This is a genomic window from Klebsiella sp. RCJ4, assembly GCF_009025755.1.
Classification (GTDB): domain Bacteria; phylum Pseudomonadota; class Gammaproteobacteria; order Enterobacterales; family Enterobacteriaceae; genus Klebsiella; species Klebsiella michiganensis.
This window is the reverse complement of the sequence record NZ_WCIN01000049.1, coordinates 1-20,809: the sequence shown is the minus strand read 5'-3', so window position 1 is coordinate 20,809 and position 20,809 is coordinate 1. Positions and strand designations below refer to the sequence as shown.

The window sequence follows — 20,809 nt, the reverse complement described above, 5'->3', positions numbered from 1 at the left end:
TATTGTCGGGTACGGTGAAACAACGTAAGGCCTGTAAATCGAGTTTATGGGCCGGGGTTCTCCTTTTGTTGATGATTAAGAGCCTGTCCATTAGGGCTATTTTACTGGCCATTTTGAACCAGGGCAGTGCTCAAAACCCTCACGTACTACGTGTACGCTCCGGTTCTTCCGCGCTGTCCGTGTTCAAACTGCCTGCGCCAATAACGCCTACTGGGATAGGCTCTAAGGTGCGTCACGCGTTCGATTCCCTGGTGGGCGTCAGGCGGACGTTGCCGGTTTCCATAATGTTCTGTTCACCGCATGGCGCCACTCCTGCCATCTTTTCTGCAGGCGCTGGTGGCGGGCCATATCGGGGATAAATTCGCTGTGTTCGGTTAAAAACGCGTTCAGGTCGGTCACCGATCCGGGATTCAGGGCTTTGCGCGCGAGCAGGGCCGCGCCAATCGCCGACAGCTCGGCAACGTCGCTGCGCATCACCGGACAGCCGAGCAGGTCAGCCTGATACTGCATTAGCCAGTCGTTCCTGGTTGGGCCGCCGTCGACCATCAGCGCCGTTAAGTGGAAGTCGTCCTGCTGGCGCATCGCTACCACGACATCGGCGATTTGATAGGTAATGGATTCCAGCGCGGCGCGAATCAGATGGGCGCGCTTGACGCCGCGGCTCAGGCCACAAATCACGCCGCGGGCGCTGTCATCCCACCACGGGGCACCCAGGCCGGTTAACGCCGGCACAAAATAGACGCCCAGCGTGGAGTCCACGGAGGCGGGCAGGGTGTTGAGTTCATGCGCCAGTTCGGCATCGGAAAGTTCGCTCAGGCCGGTGCTGTCCGCCATCCACGCCACGGCATCGCCGGTATGCGGAATATTACCTTCGAGTCCGTAGGTGATGCTGTCGCCGTCGTGCCAGGCGATGGTGGTGGCCAGCGCGTCGATATCGCACTGTGCGGATTTTACCGGCGCCATCACCGATGACCCCGTACCGTAGGTGGCTTTCACGCAGCCGAGTTCGCCCAGCGCGTGGCCAAACAGCGCGGCGTGGGAATCCCCGACCATCGCCATCACCGGAATACCGTCAGGGATAGCGTTCAACCCCCGGGTATAGCCAAACAATCCGCTGGAGGGCTTGATCTCCGGCAGCGCGGCGCGCGGGATCTGGAACAGCGCCAGCATGTTGTCATCCCACTGGCCGGTTTGCAGGTTCAGCAGCTGGGTACGCGCGGCATTGGAGTAATCGCAGTAGAACGCCTCGCCCTGGGTTAAGTTCCACAGCAGCCAGCTGTCGATAGTGCCGAGGCAGATTTCTCCGCGCTCAGCCAGCGCGCGCCCCTCAGGAAGAGATTCCAGCAGCCAGCGCATTTTCGAGGCCGAAAACAGAGGCGCAATCGGCAGGCCGGTCACAGCCTTGATTTGCCGCTCTTTATCGCTGTGGCGCAGTTCATCGCAAAACGCGGCGCTGCGGCTGCACTGCCAGGTGATCGCGGCGTTGATTGGCTTACCGCTCTGGCGATACCAGCCGATCGCGGTCTCGCGCTGGTTACTGATGGCTAATGCCGCGACGTTTTCTGCGCCAACGTGCGCTACCGCTTGCGCGATAACCGCCAGCGAAGCGTCAACCAGGACTTCTCCCGACTGCTCGACCCAGCCTTCACGCGGCGTCTGGATCGCCAGCGGCTGAGAGAATTTCACCACGACCTGGCCGCGGCTATCGAGTACGACGGCTTTGGCATTGGTGGTGCCTTCGTCCAGCGCAATGATGAACTCTTTACGTGTTGCCTGCATTAGGTAGTCTCCTGAGTCACACTTCGTCCTGGCGCGGAGGGGGAAGTCGGCATTCCTCTTTATCGCATTGCTTCTTAGCAGGCCATGATGTGACAATTCGTTTTCACTTTTTTAATCACTGAATATATATTCGATAGTGATTATTTATTTGTTACCTTAGCCAGAAACTTCCCGTCGGGCTACAGGAAAAGTTATCAATTGTGCTGGCAATCACACTTATCCGTTTGGTGAAGCTTCTGGATGTCGGGGGAAAAGAGCGCGGTTGGCTGGTTATATACGATTGAAATATAAAAAATTATTGGCGAAGCCTTTACGCCTGAAGGAAAGCGTAAAGGCTGTGGGAAAGTGTTTGAGTGAGGAAATTACCCGGCGATAAGCAGCCTGGCCGTTGGATAATCGGTGATCAGAACATCGATATAACCGCCTGAAAGCGCGCCTTTGATAGCCGCCACCTTCTCGCTGCCGCCGGCAAGGGCCACCACGTTAGGGCACTTCTTCACTTTCTCCAGCGCCATGCCGATCACAGGATCTTCATCATCGCGTAACACCGCCTTGCCGTTTTTATCGTAGTAGTGCAGGCAAATGTCACCCACGGCGCCGCGTTCCGCCAGCACCTGCAGCATATCTTCGTGATAGTAGTTACCGGACGTTTTGAGCAGCTGCGAAGGTTCAAGGATGCCAATCCCGACGATGGCGATATCGACTTCGTCGAAGCGCGCAATCACATCGGCGACATCTTTGCTGGCCACGAGGCGATTTTTCTCCTCCGTAGAACCTTCGATGCTCTGGGAAGGGAGCAGCCAGGCTTCACAGTTCAGACGCTGCGCCAGGGTCTGGGTCAGGATGGTCGCCTGCACGTTACCGTTAGGACCCACGCCGCCGAGCAGTTGAATCACGCCGTTGGCCTTCAGGTTTTGCGCGTGAACCTCATCAACCATTGCGCGGATAGTCGAACTCCACGACGAGACGCCAATCAGATCTTTCGGCCGCAATCGCGTTTCCAGATAGTGGGCCGCGGCGGATCCAATGGCGCGCTTGATGGTGTGATCGCTGGCGTCCTCTTCGGTATCCACGACGATGGCCTGTTTAATTCCGTAGCGATCCTCGAGGCCTTTTTCAAGATTGAGGAAAATATTCGATGGCTGAACAACGCTGATTTTGACCACGCCTTCTTTTTGGCAGCGGGCGATCGCTCGGGAGATAAATGACTGAGAAAGCGAGAGAAGTTGAGCGATATCGGACTGCTTTCGTCCTTCAAGATAGTAGAGCGTGGCAATCTTAACTAATAGCCGTTGTTCATCCTGCTTAGCCATATATTTCCCCGAAAATCATTTACGTGCAGCCATTATGTTAGAGCTCATTATCATACGCGAAAAGAAAAGACAGTTAAGTGTGATGGATATCTAACTTTCGCCAATCCTCAAAATCAGCTATGGACAAAAACAGAACAGTAGCCGCATAATTGAATAAAGAGTCGTTAGTGAATATATATTCATGGCGATTTCAGGTCAACTGAAAAGTGCCCGGGTGACGTCACGCCCGGTGGTAAGGAGGCAGAATGTTCCTGAGTATGATGCAGCGGCGTAAGCCTTACGATGCGTTGCCTGGGGATGTCTGGTTTTTTTAGTCCCTGACGGAATAAATATTCCAAGTTGAAAATAAATTCAGAGGTATTAAATGAATCCCTATAGCTATGATGTCCAGGCCCTTGAGCGTAAAGCCCGCGCCGTACGTCGCCATATCGTCAGATTGAACGCCAACAGCCCTGCGGGCGGGCACACCGGCGCCGACCTGTCGCAGGTTGAACTGCTCACCGCGCTCTATTTCCGTATTCTGAACGTCGCGCCGGAGCGTCTTGCTGACGACCAGCGCGATATCTACATCCAGTCGAAAGGCCATGCGGTGGGCTGCTACTACTGCGTGCTGGCCGAGGCGGGCTTCTTTCCGGTTGAGTGGCTGGAAACCTATCAGCATGCGAACTCCCATCTTCCGGGTCACCCGGTGCGCCAGAAAACGCCGGGGATTGAGCTTAACACCGGCGCGCTGGGCCACGGTTTGCCTGTTGCGGTGGGGCTGGCGCTGGCTGCGCAAAAAAGCAACAGCTCCCGCCGCATTTTTTTAATTACCGGCGATGGCGAGCTGGCGGAAGGCAGCAACTGGGAAGCGGCGCTGGCCGCGGCGCACTACGGCCTTGATAATCTGATCATTATTAATGACAAGAACAATCTCCAGCTGGCGGGTCCGACGCGCGAAATCATGAATACCGATCCGCTGGCCGACAAATGGAAGGCCTTCGGGATGACGGTCACCGAATGCCAGGGCAACGACATGGCATCGGTAGTGGCGACCCTGGAAGGGCTGAAGCAGGAAGGTAAACCGAACGTCGTTATCGCCAACACCACGAAAGGTGCCGGTATTTCCTTTATCCAGGGGCGCCCGGAGTGGCACCACCGGGTACCGAAAGGCGAAGAAATTGCACTGGCACTGGAGGAACTGAAAGATGAGTAATGCAGAACACCTGGCGAGCGTGATGGTTCAGGCCTTTATTGATGCGGTCGACCGCGGCGTCGATCTGGTGCCGGTGGTGGCGGACTCCACGTCAACGGCCAAAATCGCGCCGTTTATTAAACAGTTCCCCGGGCGTCTGGTGAACGTGGGTATCGCCGAGCAGAGCATGGTCGGGACGGCGGCGGGTCTGGCGCTGGGGGGCAAAGTGGCGGTCACCTGTAACGCCGCGCCGTTCCTGATTTCCCGCGCCAATGAGCAGATTAAAGTCGACGTTTGCTATAACAACACCAACGTTAAGCTATTTGGCCTTAACGCCGGCGCCAGCTACGGCCCGCTGGCCAGCACCCATCACGCGATTGACGATCTGGCGGTGATGCGCGGCTTCGGTAATATCCAGATTTTCGCTCCGTCTTCGCCGCGCGAATGTCGGCAGATTATCGATTACGCCATCGGCTATCAGGGGCCGGTCTATATTCGCCTCGACGGCAAGGCGCTGCCGGAGCTGCACGATGAAAGCTATCGCTTTGTGCCGGGGGCGGTCATCACCCTGCGGGAAGGCGAGGATATCGCGCTGGTGGCCACCGGCTCGACGGTGCATGAAATCGTCGATGCCGCGCAGAGGCTGGCCGACGCGGGGATTCAGGCCAAAGTGGTGAGCGTGCCGTCCATTCGCCCTTGCGATACCGCCGCGCTGCTGGCGGCCCTGAAGCCGTGCAAAGCGGTAATAACGGTGGAGGAGCATAACGTCAACGGCGGATTGGGGAGCCTGGTGGCGGAAGTGCTGGCCGAAGCCGGCGCGGGAATCCCGCTCAAACGTCTGGGGATCCCGGATGGCGAGTATGCGGCGGCGGCGGACCGCGGCTGGCTGCGCAAACACCACGGCTTCGATGCCGCTTCCGTCGCCGAGCTGGCGCAGAAAATGCGCTGATTTTACGGCGCCGTAAACCGATAACCCGCGCGGTCTGCCGCGCGGGTTTTGTTTTTTACGCTGCGCAGAGCGTGATGACGTAGTCACCGGCCTCAATCCATTGCAGCCGATACTCCCCGGCGGAGAGCCGAAGAAGCAGATTTCCTTCCTTTATATACGTCACCTCAAAATCGCTGAAACCCACGCAGTTCTGTATTTCGGGCGGGCTGGCCTTAAATGCGCTCTCTTTTGCCGAAAACGCCAGCGTCAGCGCCAGCGCCGACGGCAGGCCGCTGGCGTCCAGCAGGCTTTTTTCCGCGCTATTGACGATGCTGCTTTCCAGCTCGGCCGCGAGGGCGGGAGACAGGATGCGTTCAATATCAACGCCGACCGGCCCGGCGGAGACAACCGCCAGCGCGCTGCGTTCGCAGTGGCTGATGCTGCCGTACCACGGCGCGGGCCACAGGGGCTGGCGTTGGTCGCCAATGGCAGGGATCTCTGTCTCACCGACCTCCCGCAGCGCATAAACCGCGGCGATACGCCCGGCAAGATGTTCGCTCTGCCGCTTGCGGGCGCAGCCGCTTAGCCGGGCATGATGAGGCAGCCAGAGGAGATCTTCAGGCCGAAAGGTCAATGGGTCGAAATCGACACGCTGCAGCGAGCGATCGGCAAGCTGAATGATAGAACGTTGGGTTTGCATAGGGGGGATGTTAACAGATTCTCCCCGCCGCCCTCTATGGCAAGAGGGCGGGGGGAACGGCCAGACAATCAGAAGTGGGTATTGACGCCCAGATACCAGGTTCTGCCAGATTCGTTATAGGTGTTGGCGCCCGCGCCAGCCATATAAGAAACATCGGTCAGGCTACCGGTGGTTTGCGCATTCCCCGCGCGCCAGTGGCGCTTGTCGAAGACGTTATCCACGCCGCCGGTTAGGCTGACGTTTTTGGTCACATCCCAGGTGGCGCTCAGGCCAACGATGCTGTATGGGCTGACTTCATCCGTTTCAGAACCCACCGCGGGCTCACCTTTGTAGTTATATTTCTTCGGCTGCTGCTTGCCGTACCAGGTGAAGGTCGATTGCACCGAAATATCCTCCTGAATCTGCCAGCTCAGAGTGGAGTTCAGGGTATATTCCGGAATAATCGACAGACGATCGCCGGTTTCCTTGTTTTTACTTTGCAGCATATAAGTGATGTTATTGGTCCAGTTCACCGTTTCGCTGACCGGCACGTTCAGGGTGCCTTCCAGACCTTCAACCACCGCTTTCGGCACGTTTTCCCACTGATAGATATCGGTATTGACGTTACCTTTCGAAGTGTGCGCAATCGGCGCGTAGCCGGCTTCGATTTTATCGCGGTAGTCGTTGCGGAACCAGGTCACCCCCGCCAGCCAGCCGTCGCGTTTAAACTCAAGGCCAATCTCTTTGTTGATGCTGGTTTCGGCTTTCAGGTCATCGTTACCCATCATGTAGCAACCGGTACCGGTGCCGCTGGCGTAGCAGCCCTGGCCTTTGCTATAGAGAATATAGTTCGGGTTGGTTTGGTACAGGCTCGGCGCTTTATAGGCGCGGGCGATGCCCATTTTCAACGTGAAGTCATCCCACAAACCCTGAGACAGGTTGAGCGACGGGCTCCAGTTGTTGCCGACGATCGTGTGATGATCGAAACGCAGCGCCGGCGTCAGCATGGTGGTGTCGGTCAGCTCCACGTTGTCTTCGGCAAACAGGGAGAAGATCTCGGCCTTCGAGTATGGGCTACGGCCGGTGCTGTCATAGCCGTCGATATCGCCGCCCATAAAGGTCTGGGTATTTGACGCCAAATCCTTCATCCGCTGCTGATTCCACTCGGAGCCCAGCGTCAGGTTCTGGTTAAACACCAGATCCAGCGGGATGTTAACTTCGCTGTGCAGCATCACGTCGGCGAGGTCGATATCGCTGAACTGGTTGCTGTTGAAGATACCTTCCGTACCGCCCGCCAGACCTTCGCCTTTACGCGAGTTGCGGGTACGTTCGTACTGGGCCCAGTTGCTGGTGGTCACGCCGTTATCCCAGCCGCCGTTCCAGGTGACGGAGTAAGTCTGGCGATAGAGGCGGTTCGTTTCTTTTCCGTAGTTCTCTTTTACCAGATCGTTGGTATTGGTGTTCTGCGTATCGCCCGCGTAGAGGTTGCCCTGACGGCTGTAGCCGGATTCAAACTCCAGCGACTGCATCGGGGCGAAATCCCAGCGCACGACGCCGTTAATGTTCTTATTTTTAACCCCTTCACGCCCGGCAGGCATGGTATTAGCGTACGCGCCGGTACGCTCTGACTGATGCCCGTCGTTGATATCCCAGGCATCGGCCTGCGTTTTATCGAGGTTGCCCAGCAGGCGGAAGCTGAAATCGCCGCCCAGCGGGCCGCTGAGGCTAAAGTTGGTGCGTTTGGTCGAGCCTTCTTCTTTATGCTCCGGGGCGTTCATGTAGGTGTTCCATGAACCATGCCATTCACCGTCGCTTTTCTTGGTAATGATATTGACCACGCCGCCCGCCGCGCCGTTGCCGTAGCGCGCGGCCGCCGGGCCGCGAATGACTTCAATACGTTCGATCAGCTCCGGCGGTACCCATGAAGTATCGCCGCGGGTATCGCGCTCGCCGCGCCAGCCCAGACGCACGGAGTTGCGGCTGGTCACGGGCTTGCCGTCAATCAGGATCAGGGTGTTTTCCGGGCCCATGCCGCGAATATCAATCTGGCGATTGTTGCCGCGCTGGCCGCTGGTGGAGTTGCCGGTCAGGTTAACGCCGGGCATGGTACGGATAATTTCCGACACGTCGCGCGCTGGCGGGCGTTTACGAATTTCATCTGCGGTAATGGTTGAAACGCCGGGCGCCTGCAGGTTCTGCTCGGCGGCGGTGACGACCATGGTTTCATCAGCGGTTGCGGTTTTGCTATCGGAGGCGGTTTCCGCCGCGCTCAGCGGAAACGCAGCCCCGTAGATTCCCAGATTGACCAGCAAGGCCAGGGATTTGATCCTGTTATTCATTGTAATTCCTGCTTTTTGTCGCCACCTTCCCCAAAGGCCCCTTCCCGTCGGGAGGGGAGGCGGTATCAATGTTGCCGGTAGAGGGCAAAGGGCGCTCCGTCGCGGACTAAATGAGCCCTCTCAGACATGTTTAATTTTGAAAGACGCGCTTCCCACAGCGCGCTAATACGCTATTGCAAATGAAAATAGTTATCAATAATATTATCAATAAATATTGCGTTTATTAATGCGTTTGTTGATAAATGTCACGATAAACATAGGGTTGAAAAGGAATGCATAAGACAGGATGCGACGACTGGTGGCGCAATATCTCCGGTCCGCAAATAGAGGCCGTGGACGACGCGTATCGGGTAACCTTCTGGTGGCGCGATCCGGCGGGCAACGAAACGTCTTCGGCAACCCGGCGGGTGTGGATTTATATCACCGGCGTGACTGACCATCATAAAAACGCCGTACCGCAAACCCTGCGGCGCATTCCCGGTACCGATGCCTGGTGCTGGCAAACCACGCTTTCTCCGACCTGGCGCGGCAGCTATTGCTTTATTCCTTCCGCCCGCGACGACGACTTTTCCCCCCAGCTTTTTAACGGTGACGGCCCGGACCGCGCGCTGCTGCGCGAAGGCTGGCGCAGGCTGCTGCCGCAGGCGATTGCCGACCCGCTCAATCCGCAAAGCTGGAAGGGCGGGCGCGGCCACGCGGTCTCCGCGCTGGAGCTGCCGCACGCCCCCGAACAGCCCGGCTGGGCGCTGCGTGATGAACCTTACCCGCCTCCGGTCTGCATTGAATGGCAGAGCCAGCGACTCGGCAACCGGCGACGGATATGGGTTTACGCCACCGGCGACGCGCAGCCGCAGGCGCGCCCGCTGGCGATCCTGCTGGATGGCCAGTTCTGGGCCGAAAGCATGCCGGTATGGGCGCCGCTGGCGGGCTTAACCCGCGAAAAACGGCTCCCGCCGGCGGTTTATCTGCTGATTGACGCGATTGATAATCCGCACAGGGCCGCGGAGCTTCCCTGCAATGAGGCGTTCTGGCTGGCGGTTCAGGAAGAACTGCTGCCAATGGTTCACCGGCTGGCGCCTTTCAGCGATCGCGCCGATCGCACGGTGGTGGCGGGTCAGAGCTTTGGCGGCCTGGCTTCGATGTTCGCCGCGCTCTACTGGCCCCAGCGCTTTGGCTGCGTGCTCAGCCAGTCCGGCTCTTACTGGTGGCCGCATCGCGGCGGCGCGCAGACGGGCCTGCTGATTGACCGCCTGAGCCGCGGCGAATTACATCCGCAAGGGCTACGTATCTGGCTGGAAGCCGGTATTCGCGAGCCGATCATTTTTCGCGCCAACCAGGCGCTGCTCGCGCATCTGGAACAGCAGACGATTTTCTGGCGTCAGGTTGACGGCGGGCATGATGCGCTGTGCTGGCGCGGCGGGCTGACAGCCGGGCTTATCCAGCTGTGGCAGCCTTTATGCCGTGATGAGTAACAACGCGCGCTTTACGAGGAATTAGACATGCAATTCAGTAACCCCTTCGACAATCCGCAAGGGCAGTTTTACATCCTGCGCAATGGCCAGCAGCAGTTCAGCCTGTGGCCGCACTCCTGCGCGCTGCCGGAAGGCTGGTCGGTGGAGTGCCCGCCGCAGTCGTTAGCGGCGTGCAATGACTGGCTGGCGGCAAACTGGTTTACCTTGACCCCCGCCCACCATGCATCCTGAGGAGCCCACGATGACCACACGTTTACCGCTGGTTGCGGCGCAGCCGGGGATCTGGATGGCGGAGCGCCTCTCGACGCTGCCCGGCGCCTGGAGCGTCGCCCACTATGTCGAGCTGCGCGGTGATATCGACCCGATACTGCTCGGCCGGGCCATTGTCACCGGGCTGTCGCAGGCCGACACCCTCAGCATGCGTTTTTGCGAAGATAACGGCGAAGCCTGGCAGTGGGTCGATGAACATCGCGCGTTTGCCGAACCGGATTACCGGGATCTGCGTGCCGCGAGCGACCCGCACGCGGCCGCGCTGGCGCTGATGCAGGCCGATCTCGGACAAAACCTGCGGGTGGACGGCGGCAATCCGCTGGTCTGCCATCAGCTGCTGCGGGTGGGCGATAACCGCTGGTACTGGTATCAGCGTTACCACCATTTGCTGGTCGATGGCTTCAGCTTCCCGGCGATTACCCGCCAGATCGCCGCGATCTACCGCGCCTGGCAGCGCGGCGAAGCGACGCCTGATTCCCCGTTTACGCCGTTTGCCGAGGTGGTGGAAGAGTATCAGCGCTACTACGGCAGCGACGCCTGGCAGCGCGACAAACAGTTCTGGCAGGCGCAGCGTCAGGCGCTGCCGGCACCGGCCTCGCTGTCGGACGCGCCGCTGGCGGGAAGGGCGACCAGCAGCGATATCTGGCGCATGAAGCTGGAGGTGGATGCCGGGGTCTTTAGCCGGCTGGCGGCAGGCGCGCCGCAGTGCCAGCGAGCCGATCTGGCGCTGGCGCTGACCGCCCTGTGGCTGGGACGGCTGTGCAGCCGAACGGACTACGCCGCGGGCTTTATTTTTATGCGCCGCATGGGCTCTGCGGCGCTCACCGCTACCGGCCCGGTGCTCAACGTTCTGCCGCTGGCGGTCACTATTGACGCCGGGGAAACGCTGCCGGAGCTGGCCACGCGTCTTGCCGGGCAGCTGAAGAAAATGCGCCGCCATCAGCGCTATGACGCCGAACAGATTGTGCGCGACAGCGGCAGAGCGGCGGGCGATGAACCGCTGTTTGGCCCGGTGCTCAATATTAAAGTCTTCGACTATCAGCTGGATATCGACGGCGTGGAGGCCATTACCCACACCCTGGCCACCGGCCCGGTCAATGACCTGGAGCTGGCGCTCTTCCCGGATGAAGCCGGGGGGCTGTCGCTGGAGGTGCTGGCGAATAAGCAGCGATACGAGGAACGGACGCTGCGTAACCATATCTCCCGACTCTCCGCGCTGCTGGCCCAGTTTGCCGATAATCCGACCCTGCGCTGCGGCGAGGCGAATATGCTGTCGGCGGCGGAAACGGAACAGCTGCGGCAGGTCAACGCGACCGCTGTCGACCTGCCGCTCACCACCCTGAGCGCGCTGGTAGCGGAGCAGGCGGCGAAAACCCCGAATGCCCCTGCGCTGGCGGACGGCCGCTGGCAGTTTAGCTACCGCGAGATGCGCCAGCAGGTGGTGGCGCTGGCTGAACAGCTTCGCGCGCGGGGCGTCAAGCCGGGCGATAGCGTCGCGGTCGCGCTGCCGCGTTCGGTATTCCTGACGCTGGCGCTGCACGGTATTGTTGAGGCCGGCGCCGCGTGGCTGCCGCTGGATACCGGCTATCCCGACGATCGTCTGCGGATGATGCTGGAAGACGCCCGGCCGTCGCTGCTGATTACCTCTGAAGATCAGCGGGCGCGCTTTAGCGATATTCCCGGCCTGGAAAGCCTGTGCTACCAGCAGCCGCTGGCGGCGTCGGATGCCGCGCCGCTGGCGCTCTCACGGCCGGAGCATACTGCCTATATCATCTTTACCTCCGGCTCTACCGGGCGACCGAAAGGGGTGATGGTCGGGCAAACCGCCATCGTCAACCGCCTGCTGTGGATGCAGGACCACTATCCGCTCCGCGCTGACGACGTCGTGGCGCAGAAAACGCCGTGCAGCTTTGATGTGTCGGTCTGGGAGTTCTGGTGGCCATTTATCGCCGGTGCGCAGCTGGTGATGGCCGAGCCGGAAGCCCATCGCGATCCGCTGGCGATGCAGCGGTTCTTTGCCCGCTATGGCGTCACCACCACCCACTTTGTGCCGTCGATGTTGGCGGCGTTCGTTGCCTCGTTGGAGGCGGAGAACGTCGGCGCCTGCCAAACCCTGCGCCGGGTATTTTGCAGCGGCGAAGCGCTGCCGACGGCGCTGTGTCGGGAATGGGAGCAGCTGACCGGCGCGCCGCTGCATAACCTGTATGGCCCGACGGAAGCCGCGGTGGACGTCAGCTGGTATCCGGCCTGCGGCCCCGAACTGGCGGCGGTAAGCGGCACCAGCGTGCCGATTGGCTGGCCGGTGTGGAATACCGGGCTGCGCATTCTTGATGCCGCCATGTGCCCGGTGCCGCCGGGCGTGGCGGGGGATCTCTACCTGACCGGCATTCAGCTGGCGCAGGGCTATCTGGGGCGCCCCGATTTGACAGCCAGCCGCTTTATTGCCGACCCTTACGCGCCGGGCGAGCGCATGTACCGCACCGGGGACGTTGCCCGCTGGCTGGATAACGGCGCCGTCGAGTATCTCGGGCGCAGCGACGACCAGCTAAAAATTCGCGGTCAGCGGATTGAGCTGGGCGAGATTGACCGCGCGATGTCCGCGCTGCCGGACGTTGCGCAGGCGGTGGCTCACGCCTGCGTCTTCAATCAGGCGGCGGCAACCGGCGGCGATGCCCGTCAGCTGGTGGGCTATCTGGTTTCTGAATCCGGCCTGCCGCTGGACGCCGCCGCACTCAAAGCGCGGCTTGGCGAACAGCTGCCGCCGCATATGGTGCCGGTGGTGCTGATACAGCTGCCGGCGCTGCCGCTGAGCGCTAACGGCAAGCTGGATCGTAAAGCGCTGCCGTTACCCACGTTGAGCGGTGAGCGCAGTGGCCGTCCGCCGGAGCCTGGCGTGGAAACCACCGTCGCCGCGGCCTTTAGCCAGCTGCTCGGCTGCGAGGTGAACGATATCGACGCCGATTTCTTCGCCCTCGGCGGCCATTCGTTGCTGGCGATGCGCCTTGCGGCGACGCTCGGCCGCGAGCTGGAGAGGCAGGTGACGCCGGGGCAGGTGATGGTCGCGTCTACCGTCGGCAAGCTGAGCGCGCTGCTGGCATCGGACCTCAGCGATGAGCAGGCGCAACGGCTGGGCTTCGACGCTCTCCTGCCGCTGCGCGAGAGCGACGGCCCGACGCTATTTTGCTTCCATCCTGCTTCCGGTTTTGCCTGGCAGTTCAGCGTGCTGGCGCGTTATTTAAGCCCGCGCTGGTCGATCGTCGGCATTCAGTCGCCGCGACCGCAGGGACCGATGGCCACGGCGGCGGATCTGGATGCGGTGTGTGAACATCATCTCCACACCCTGCTGACGCAGCAGCCTCACGGCCCCTATTATCTGCTGGGCTATTCGCTCGGCGGTACCCTGGCGCAGGGGATTGCCGCCCGGTTACGCCAGCGCGGCGAAGCGGTGGCCTTCCTCGGGCTGCTCGATACCTGGCCGCCGGAGACGCAGAACTGGGCGGAGAAAGAGGCGAACGGTCTGGATCCTGAGGTGCTGGCGGAGATCGCCCGTGAACGCGAGGCGTTTCTGGCCGCCCAGCAGGGGCAGGCTTCCGGCGAGCTGTTCAGCGTTATCGAAGGCAACTATGCCGATGCGGTGCGCCTGCTGACCACCGCGCACAGCGCGAAGTTTGACGGTAAGGCGACGCTGTTCGTGGCGGAGAAAAACCGTCAGCCGGGGATGGACCCGCAGGTGGTGTGGGGGCCGTGGGTCGGCGAGCTGGAGGTGTTCAGCCAGGATTGCGCCCACGTGGATATTATCTCTCCGCAGGCCTTTGAAGCGATCGGCCCGGTGCTCAGGGAGATATTAGGTTAGGGGCAGATGAACTCCCGGGTTGCGGCTAACGCCTTACCCGGGCTACCGTTTGTGCCAGATTGGGTAGCCCGGCTAAGCGCAGCGCGAGCCGGGAAGCATTAGCGCCAATGTATCAGCCCGGCTCATTTACCGGAGGCGGCACCTGACACGGCTGTCCGGACTACCGGCCCGCAGATGGCGATGAACCTGTAGCCCGGCTAAGCGCAGCGCGAGCCGGGAATCTCTACTTGCGACCCAGCGGCACTACCAGCGGCGTATGCGCCACCGGATCGTCAATGATCGTACAGCGCAGGCCGTAAATTTCCTCGATCAGCGCCGCGTTGACAATCTCCTTCGGCGCGCCCTCGGCGACGATTTTGCCGTCGCGCAGGGCGATCAAATGGGTCGCGTAGCGGCAGGCCTGGTTCAGATCGTGCAGCACCGCCGCCAGGGTATAGCCCTTCTCCTGATTCAGCTCGCTTAGCAGCTCAAGCAGGTCGATCTGATGGCTGATATCCAGCCAGGTGGTGGGCTCATCGAGCAGCATAATCGCCGTCTCCTGGGCCAGCACCATGGCGATCCACGCCCGCTGGCGCTGGCCGCCGGAGAGCGTATCGACGCTTTGCAGCGCCAGGTCGGTAATGCCGGTGGCCTTCATCGCCCTGCTGACCGCCTCTTCATCCTCTTTGCGCCAGCGGGTAAACAGCGGCTGGTGCGGATAGCGCCCGCGGGCCACCAGCTCCTGAACCGTAATATCTCCCGGCGTAGTGGCGTTCTGCGCCAGCAGGCCGATCCGCTTCGCCACCTCTTTACTGGCGTAACGCTGGATCTGCTCGCCGTCGAGATACACATGACCGGATGTCGGGGTCATCAGGCGGCTCAGGGTGCGCAGCAGCGTCGATTTACCGCAGCCGTTAGGGCCAATAATGGCGGTGAAGTGGCCGTCGGGAATGGTGACGCTCAGCGATTCGGCGATGGTTTTTTTGCCGTACGCCAGGGTCAGCTGGTCGCCGCGCAAACGGGAGGTTACAGCGGTCATTTTTTGCGGGACTCCTGAATTAACAACCCGATAAGGTAGATGCCGCCAAGGCTGACGGTCACCACGCCCACCGGTAACTGATAGGGCATAAACAGACGCTGCGCGCAGTAGTCAGATAGCGCCAGCAGCAGGGCGCCGCACAGCGCCGCCTGGGCCAGCCCCCAGCGCGCGGTGCCGCTGAGGCGGCGCGCGATATGCGGCGCCACCAGGGCGATAAACGAAATCGGCCCGGCGAGTGCGGTAGCGGCGGCGGTCAGCACCACCCCGACCAGCATCAGCAGCAGCCGCGAGCGCTCAACCCGCACGCCCAGGGCGCAGGCGGTATCGTCACCCATCTCCAGCAGCCGCATGCGCCGCGCCAGCAGCGCCCCGCAGACCAGCATTAGCAGAATCAGCGGCGCCGAGGGCCAGGTTTTTCCCCAGGTCAAACCGTTAAGCGAACCGGCATACCACAGCCCGGCGGAGAGGGCGGTTTCCAGCGAAGCGCGCAGCAGCAGCCAGGTATTGAATGCCACCAGCATAGCGCGCACGCCGATGCCGATAATAATCAGGCGAAAGGTTTCAATCCCGTTGCGCCACGCCAGCAGCCAGACCGCCAGCGCGGTAAGGATCCCGCCAGCCATGGCCGCCATGGCGATGGCCGCCAGGTTCTGGCCAAACATCACCATCGCTACCAGCACGCCGCTCCAGGCTCCGGTGTTAAACCCCATCACGTCCGGGCTCCCCAGCGGGTTGCGGGTCAGCGACTGGAAAATCGCGCCGCTGACGCCGAGGGCGGCGCCAATCAGCAGCGCCATCAGCACGCGGGGCAGGCGCCACTCGGTCACCACCATGGCGACGTTGCGCGGCGCATCGCCGAGCAGCGCCGAGATAACCTGCTCAACGCTCAATGGCACCAGGCCGGTGCCCAGCCCCCACAGGGAGACCAGCGCGCTGGCGACCAGCAGCAGCAGGCAGCTAAAAATCAGGCGACGAGAAGGCGCAATCACATGCCACCTCCGCGCGGCTGGCGGCGTACCAGCCAGATCAGCACCGGCGCGCCGATAAAGGCGCTGACCACCGAAACCCGCAGTTCACCGGGCACCAGCAGGCGCCCCAGCACGTCGGCAAACAGCAGCAGGGCAGGGGTCGCCAGCAGGGTCACCGGCAGCGACCAGCGATGATCCGCGCCCACCAGCCAGCGGGCCATATGCGGCATCATCAGGCCGATAAAGGCGATGGGCCCGACCACCGCCGTGGCGCTGCCGCACAGGACGGTAATCGCCAGCAGACCAATAAGCTGAGTACGCGCGACCCGGCTACCGAGCGCGGTGGCCGTATCGTTGCCGAGGCTCAGGCTGTTTAAGGCCCGGCTCAGCAGCAGCGTCACCAGGCCGGCAATGAGTACCGGGATCAGCACGATTTTCAGTGTTTGCAGGGTGCGCACATCCAGCGAGCCCGCCTGCCAGAAGCGCAGCTGGTCGTAGACGTCAGGGTTAAGCAGGGCGATACCGCTGGAAAGCCCTTCCAGCACCGCCGCCAGGGCGACCCCCGCGAGGGTCAGGCGAACCGGGCTCAGCTGGCCGCCGCCCTGGCTGCCGGTAAAGGCTACCAGCAGCGAGGCGCCGAACGCGCCGCAAAAGGCCATCAGCAGCTGCTCCTGCGGCGAGGAGAGACCAAACAGCGCCGCGCCCAGCACGATAGCGAAGCTGGCGCCGGAGTTGACGCCGAGGATCCCCGGGTCCGCCAGCGGGTTGCGGGTCAGCGTTTGCATCAGCGCCCCGGCCAGACCCAGCGCGGCGCCGGCCAGCAGCCCGGCGAGGGTTCGCGGCAGTCGTGCATCAAGGACGATGGTGCAATCGGCGCTCTGGCAGGTGCCGGTGAAGGCATCAATGACGACGCTAAACGGCAGGGGTTTGGCGCCGACCAGCAGGCTGAGCGCAACGGCGATGATTAAAACGATTAAAAGACCCGGCACGGCAAAGGCGCGCGCCGCGGTCGTGGAAGACGACATGGCTTACATCCCTGACATGATAATGATAGTAATTATCGTTATCGATTCTATCCGGTTATGTTAGCATGTGCACCCATAAAAATGGTATGGAAAATAATAACAAGGCGCTGTCATGAACCGACAATCCTGGCTGCTGAATCTCAGTTTGCTGAAAACCCACCCGGCCTTTCGCGCCGTCTTTATCGCCCGCTTTATCTCGATCCTGTCGCTTGGCCTGCTGGGCGTGGCGATCCCGGTACAAATCCAGCTGATGACCCATTCCACCTGGCAAGTGGGGCTGTCGGTGACCTTAACCGGCGGGTCGATGTTTGTCGGTCTGATGATCGGCGGCGTGCTTGCCGACCGCTATGAGCGTAAACGTCTGATCCTGCTGGCGCGCGGCACCTGCGGGATTGGCTTCGTCGGCCTGTGTCTCAACGCCATGCTGCCGGAGCCGTCGCTCATCGCTATCTATCTGTTGGGGATCTGGGACGGCCTGTTCGCCTCAATCGGCGTGACCGCGCTGCTGGCGGCGACTCCGGCGCTGGTTGGCCGGGAAAACCTGATGCAGGCCGGGGCGATCACCATGCTGACGGTGCGGCTGGGCTCGGTGATTTCGCCGATGATCGGCGGCCTGCTGCTGGCAACCGGCGGCGTGGCCTGGAACTACGGCCTGGCGGCGGCAGGTACCTTTATTACGACGCTGACGCTGCTGCGTTTGCCGCGGCTGGCGCCGCCGCCGCAGCCGCGCGAGCATCCGCTAAAATCGCTGTACGCGGGACTGAAGTTTCTGTTTAACAGCCCGCTTATCGGCGGCATTGCGCTGCTTGGCGGCCTGCTGACCATGGCCAGCGCGGTGCGCGTGCTCTATCCGGCGCTGGCCGGGAGCTGGCAGATGTCGACGTCGCAGATTGGCCTGCTGTACGCCGCGATCCCTCTGGGCGCGGCGTTCGGGGCGTTGACCAGCGGACAGCTGGCGCAGACGGCGAGGCCCGGCGTGCTGATGCTGGCGACCACCGTTGGCTCCTTTGTGGCAATTGCGCTGTTCAGCCTGATGCCGGTGTGGGCGCTGGGCGCCCTGTGCCTGGCGCTGTTTGGCTGGCTGAGTGCGATAAGCTCGCTGCTGCAATATACGCTGATTCAGACGCAAACCCCGGAAAATATGCTTGGGCGTATCAACGGACTGTGGACCGCGCAGAACGTGACCGGCGATGCGATAGGCGCGGCGCTGCTCGGCGGCCTGGGCGCGATTCTGACGCCGGCCGCTTCGGCGAGCGCCAGCGGCTGGGCGCTGGTCATTGTGGGCGTGGTGCTGGTGGGGCTGCTACGCGAGCTGCGCCGCTTTCAGCGCCCGGAGACGGCGAGCGAAAATTAATTGAGCCGGGTTTTCCCGGAGGCGGCGCGCTGCGCCTGTCCTGGCTACCGGCCCGCAGACGGCGGTGGACTCCTGGCCCGGGTAAGCGCAGCCGGGAAGAGACCGCACCGATGTATTTATCCCGGCGCAACCCAGGCTACCGACCTGCAGTTGCCCGGTAGCGCCACCGGGAAAACCGAAAAGAGCGATAATAAAAAGCCCCGGATTGCTCCGGGGCTGGCTATCACTCGTCAGGACCCGTAGCCCGGGTAAGCGCAGCGCAACCCGGGAAGAAGCCGCATCGATGTATTTATCCCCGTACATTCCCGGTTGCGGCGTAAACGCCTGACCCGGGCTACCGGCCCGCAGAAGGCGGTAGACTCGTAGCCCGGGTAAGCGCAGCGCGAGCCGGGAAGAAGCGGCACCGATGTATTTATCCCGGCGCAACCCAGGCTACCGACCTGCAGTTGCCCGGTAGCGCCACCGGGAAAACCGAAAAGAGCGATAATAAAAAGCCCCGGATTGCTCCGGGGCTGGCTATCACTCGTCAGTGACGATTTACGCTTAGTACGCGCCGAGATCGCTCCAGACCTGGAACTGACCGCAGTTCAGATCCGGCTGGTTGCCCTGAGACCACCATTTCACCTGGTAGTTATGGCCTTTCCAGCTCACGATTTCAAAGCTGCCCCAGTTGCTACCATAGACGGTGCTGGCATTCCACAGCGGGTAAGGCGTGGTTTCGTCAGAAGGAACAACATCATCATCTGCCGGTTGAGGCGTATCATCGGTGCGATCCTGGTCGTCAGCCGGCTCGTCCTCGGTATCATCGGTCTGAGTCGCGGCGACGACGGAGAGCACAAAGCGCTGCTGCGTTGACGGTTCACCCCAGGTATCGCGCACGAACAGGGTGAAGGTGTACTCGGTATCCTCAGCCACTTTCGGCACATCGAACTCAATGACCGCCGCGGTTTTATCGGCGACGTTGATCGCCGCGGGCACGCCCCAGCTAAAGGTCAACTCGTCGTTATCTTCATCAGAAGATTTTTCGCCGGAAAGGCGCACGCGGGAGCCGCCTACCACCATCAGTTCGATAGCGGCTTTCGGCGCATGGTTTACCGACGGTTCAGGCTGGACGGTATCCTCCTCCTCTTCCTCCGGTTCATCCGGTGTATCCGCCGGGTCGACGTTGATGCCTTCGAAATAGAACGGCTCCATATCGATAACTTCAGACGCCATTTCATAGCCCAGACCTTCACGGGCGGCGTTAACCAGCACGCCGTTGTCCTGGTCGATTGTCCAGGTGAACAGCGCGCCCAGGCCGAGGCTGGCGGCGTATTCGCCCTTGGCTTTCACCGTGCGCGGCGTATCCAGGGACATGAACAGTTTGCTGTCAGGGTTGTAGAGGTAGTCCGCGTCGGCAACCTTGTCGGTGTAGACGTTGAAGCCGTTACGGCCTTTCTGGTTTTCCAGATCCAGGTAGTTATAAATGATGTCGTACCATTCGGTGGTACCCGATTCGAAGGAGCCGACGGTGGTACCGGTGCCCGGGTTATAGGTGCCTTTCAGCGGGGACAGGGATTCCAGCTCCGCGTTGCGCTCGTTACGGGTGTAGGCAGCGTAACCAATGTTGATGCGCTCTGCCGGGAAGCCTTCGGACAGCAGATGGCCGACAACGGTATCCACCCCCCAGCCGCCTTCTTCCAGCGCCTTCAGGTTGGTGTGGTGGGTCACGCTCTCCGCCCACGGGGTACCGAAGAAGTCATAGGTCATGACGTTGATACCGTAAAGGCCCGCTTTCAGCAGCGCATTGACGTTGGAGTAGCCGAGCGTCTTGACCACTGCGGAGCTGGCAATGGAGATTTTGACGTTGCTCAGGCCTGCGGCGTCCAGCTGCTTACGCAGTTCGCCAATCAGCAGGGCGTAGTTCTCGCCGTCTTCCGGGCCGTACGGGTTGCCAGCGCCTTCGGCGTTCGGATATTCCCAGTCAATGTCCACTTCGCTGAACATCGGGAACTGCTTGAATAGTTTTACCACGCCTTTGGCAAAGACCTTACGCGAGGCGTCAGACGCGGCGGTTTCATGGAAACCGTTACTCATACTCCAGCCGCCGATGCTCATGGACAGCACCAGGTCGTGGCCCTGCTGCTTCGCTTTGGCCTGCAGATCGCGCAGGCCGCCGAGCAGGCCCTTAGTATTACTCTGGGTCACGGTCTTCGGATCGACATCCCAGCCGCTGACGGTATGGCCAACGTTAACGTAAGACTGGAAGTCGCCCCACGGGTCGAGGAAGGTGGGCTCGTACTTCACTTTTCCGCACTGATCGGCACCTTCGGCAACCACGTCGCGCCACAGGTTGTCTACTTTGTGGAAGCCGGTCACGCCGACGAAACCGACGATGATTTTGTCGTAGGCGGTAGGAGAAACGTTGGCCAGGTCGTAGCCGCGACCGCGGTTATCTTTTGAATCATCGCCCTGCAGACGACCATCGTACTGTGACCAGTCGGTGTAGTAGCCGAAGACTTTGGGTTTGGTGGTGGAAGCTTTGTATTTGTTATAGACCGGTTTAGCGACGCGAGCGGAGGTATAGCTGTATGCGCTCACTTCTGTTGCCGGGTTAAAGCCGTCTGCGGCGTTGCTGGTTTCGGTCAGCGTATCGCC

At 61.2% G+C, this 20,809-nt stretch carries 14 protein-coding genes; 6 read left to right on the top strand and 8 right to left on the bottom strand.

The window, feature by feature from the left end; all coding sequences use genetic code 11:
• Positions 1-258: 258 nt before the first annotated feature.
• Both F8562_RS28525 and F8562_RS28520 read right to left on the bottom strand, forming a co-directional pair.
• Positions 259-1,779, bottom strand: coding sequence for an FGGY family carbohydrate kinase (locus tag F8562_RS28525; RefSeq protein ID WP_014837766.1), 1,521 nt, complete (start codon positions 1,777-1,779; stop codon positions 259-261).
• 362 nt (positions 1,780-2,141) lie between these two features.
• Positions 2,142-3,092: a sugar-binding transcriptional regulator gene (locus tag F8562_RS28520; protein ID WP_004848649.1), complete on the bottom strand. Its 951-nt coding sequence runs from the start codon at positions 3,090-3,092 to the stop codon at positions 2,142-2,144.
• 364 nt (positions 3,093-3,456) lie between these two features.
• Here F8562_RS28520 and F8562_RS28515 point away from each other — a divergent pair, with 364 nt between their 5' ends.
• Both F8562_RS28515 and F8562_RS28510 read left to right on the top strand, forming a co-directional pair.
• Complete coding sequence (locus F8562_RS28515) at positions 3,457-4,287, top strand: transketolase (RefSeq protein ID WP_151891959.1); 831 nt, start codon at positions 3,457-3,459, stop codon at positions 4,285-4,287.
• On the top strand, positions 4,280-5,215 hold the full coding sequence (locus tag F8562_RS28510) for a transketolase family protein (RefSeq protein ID WP_014837767.1): 936 nt from the start codon (positions 4,280-4,282) through the stop codon (positions 5,213-5,215). The genes F8562_RS28515 and F8562_RS28510 overlap by 8 nt, the downstream gene beginning before the upstream one ends.
• Positions 5,216-5,270: 55 nt before the next feature.
• On the opposite strand, the gene entD is transcribed toward F8562_RS28510, so the two are convergent.
• Complete coding sequence (gene entD / locus F8562_RS28505; protein WP_089046431.1) at positions 5,271-5,894, bottom strand: enterobactin synthase subunit EntD; 624 nt, start codon at positions 5,892-5,894, stop codon at positions 5,271-5,273.
• Positions 5,895-5,962: 68 nt separating this feature from the next.
• Positions 5,963-8,212, bottom strand: a complete 2,250-nt coding sequence (locus F8562_RS28500) for a TonB-dependent siderophore receptor (RefSeq protein WP_014837769.1) — start codon at positions 8,210-8,212, stop codon at positions 5,963-5,965.
• A 272-nt stretch (positions 8,213-8,484) separates the two neighbouring features.
• On the opposite strand from F8562_RS28500, the gene fes reads away from it, so the two are divergent.
• From fes to entF, 3 genes are read left to right on the top strand one after another with little or no spacing between them, the layout of a single operon-like run.
• Positions 8,485-9,684 (top strand): enterochelin esterase, encoded by a 1,200-nt coding sequence (gene fes / locus F8562_RS28495; RefSeq protein WP_014837770.1) that lies wholly within the window; start codon positions 8,485-8,487, stop codon positions 9,682-9,684.
• 27 nt (positions 9,685-9,711) lie between these two features.
• Positions 9,712-9,915 carry an MbtH family protein gene (locus F8562_RS28490; protein ID WP_014837771.1) on the top strand — a complete coding sequence of 68 codons (204 nt, stop codon included), beginning with the start codon at positions 9,712-9,714 and terminating at the stop codon, positions 9,913-9,915.
• A gap of 10 nt (positions 9,916-9,925) precedes the next feature.
• The gene (gene entF / locus F8562_RS28485; RefSeq protein WP_014837772.1) at positions 9,926-13,807 is read left to right on the top strand and encodes an enterobactin non-ribosomal peptide synthetase EntF; all 3,882 of its coding nucleotides are present in this window, start codon (positions 9,926-9,928) and stop codon (positions 13,805-13,807) included.
• 223 nt (positions 13,808-14,030) lie between these two features.
• On the opposite strand, the gene fepC is transcribed toward entF, so the two are convergent.
• The 3 genes from fepC to fepD are packed head-to-tail and all read right to left on the bottom strand — an operon-like array spanning position 14,031 to position 16,818.
• Positions 14,031-14,825 (bottom strand): iron-enterobactin ABC transporter ATP-binding protein, encoded by a 795-nt coding sequence (fepC, locus tag F8562_RS28480; protein WP_014837773.1) that lies wholly within the window; start codon positions 14,823-14,825, stop codon positions 14,031-14,033.
• A complete protein-coding gene (fepG, locus tag F8562_RS28475; RefSeq protein ID WP_009653197.1) occupies positions 14,822-15,814 on the bottom strand; it encodes an iron-enterobactin ABC transporter permease in 993 nt (330 codons plus the stop codon). Before fepG ends, fepC begins: the two co-directional genes overlap by 4 nt.
• Positions 15,811-16,818, bottom strand: a complete 1,008-nt coding sequence (gene fepD / locus F8562_RS28470) for a Fe(3+)-siderophore ABC transporter permease (protein ID WP_014228353.1) — start codon at positions 16,816-16,818, stop codon at positions 15,811-15,813. Before fepD ends, fepG begins: the two co-directional genes overlap by 4 nt.
• 112 nt (positions 16,819-16,930) lie before the next feature.
• Between fepD and entS the strand changes: the two genes are divergently transcribed.
• Complete coding sequence (entS, locus tag F8562_RS28465) at positions 16,931-18,172, top strand: enterobactin transporter EntS (protein WP_014228354.1); 1,242 nt, start codon at positions 16,931-16,933, stop codon at positions 18,170-18,172.
• A gap of 543 nt (positions 18,173-18,715) precedes the next feature.
• Here the strand turns inward: entS and F8562_RS28455 are convergent.
• On the bottom strand, positions 18,716-20,809 hold a 2,094-nt coding region (locus tag F8562_RS28455; protein ID WP_151891958.1), incomplete at its 5' end, for a glycosyl hydrolase family 18 protein.

Coding starts and splice junctions, on each gene's coding strand:
- F8562_RS28525 (WP_014837766.1), bottom strand. CDS start 1,779: ATGCAGGCAACACGTAAAGAGTTCATCATTGCGCTGGACGAAGGCACC.
- F8562_RS28520 (WP_004848649.1), bottom strand. CDS start 3,092: ATGGCTAAGCAGGATGAACAACGGCTATTAGTTAAGATTGCCACGCTC.
- F8562_RS28515 (WP_151891959.1), top strand. CDS start 3,457: ATGAATCCCTATAGCTATGATGTCCAGGCCCTTGAGCGTAAAGCCCGC.
- F8562_RS28510 (WP_014837767.1), top strand. CDS start 4,280: ATGAGTAATGCAGAACACCTGGCGAGCGTGATGGTTCAGGCCTTTATT.
- entD (WP_089046431.1), bottom strand. CDS start 5,894: ATGCAAACCCAACGTTCTATCATTCAGCTTGCCGATCGCTCGCTGCAG.
- F8562_RS28500 (WP_014837769.1), bottom strand. CDS start 8,212: ATGAATAACAGGATCAAATCCCTGGCCTTGCTGGTCAATCTGGGAATC.
- fes (WP_014837770.1), top strand. CDS start 8,485: ATGCATAAGACAGGATGCGACGACTGGTGGCGCAATATCTCCGGTCCG.
- F8562_RS28490 (WP_014837771.1), top strand. CDS start 9,712: ATGCAATTCAGTAACCCCTTCGACAATCCGCAAGGGCAGTTTTACATC.
- entF (WP_014837772.1), top strand. CDS start 9,926: ATGACCACACGTTTACCGCTGGTTGCGGCGCAGCCGGGGATCTGGATG.
- fepC (WP_014837773.1), bottom strand. CDS start 14,825: ATGACCGCTGTAACCTCCCGTTTGCGCGGCGACCAGCTGACCCTGGCG.
- fepD (WP_014228353.1), bottom strand. CDS start 16,818: ATGTCGTCTTCCACGACCGCGGCGCGCGCCTTTGCCGTGCCGGGTCTT.
- entS (WP_014228354.1), top strand. CDS start 16,931: ATGAACCGACAATCCTGGCTGCTGAATCTCAGTTTGCTGAAAACCCAC.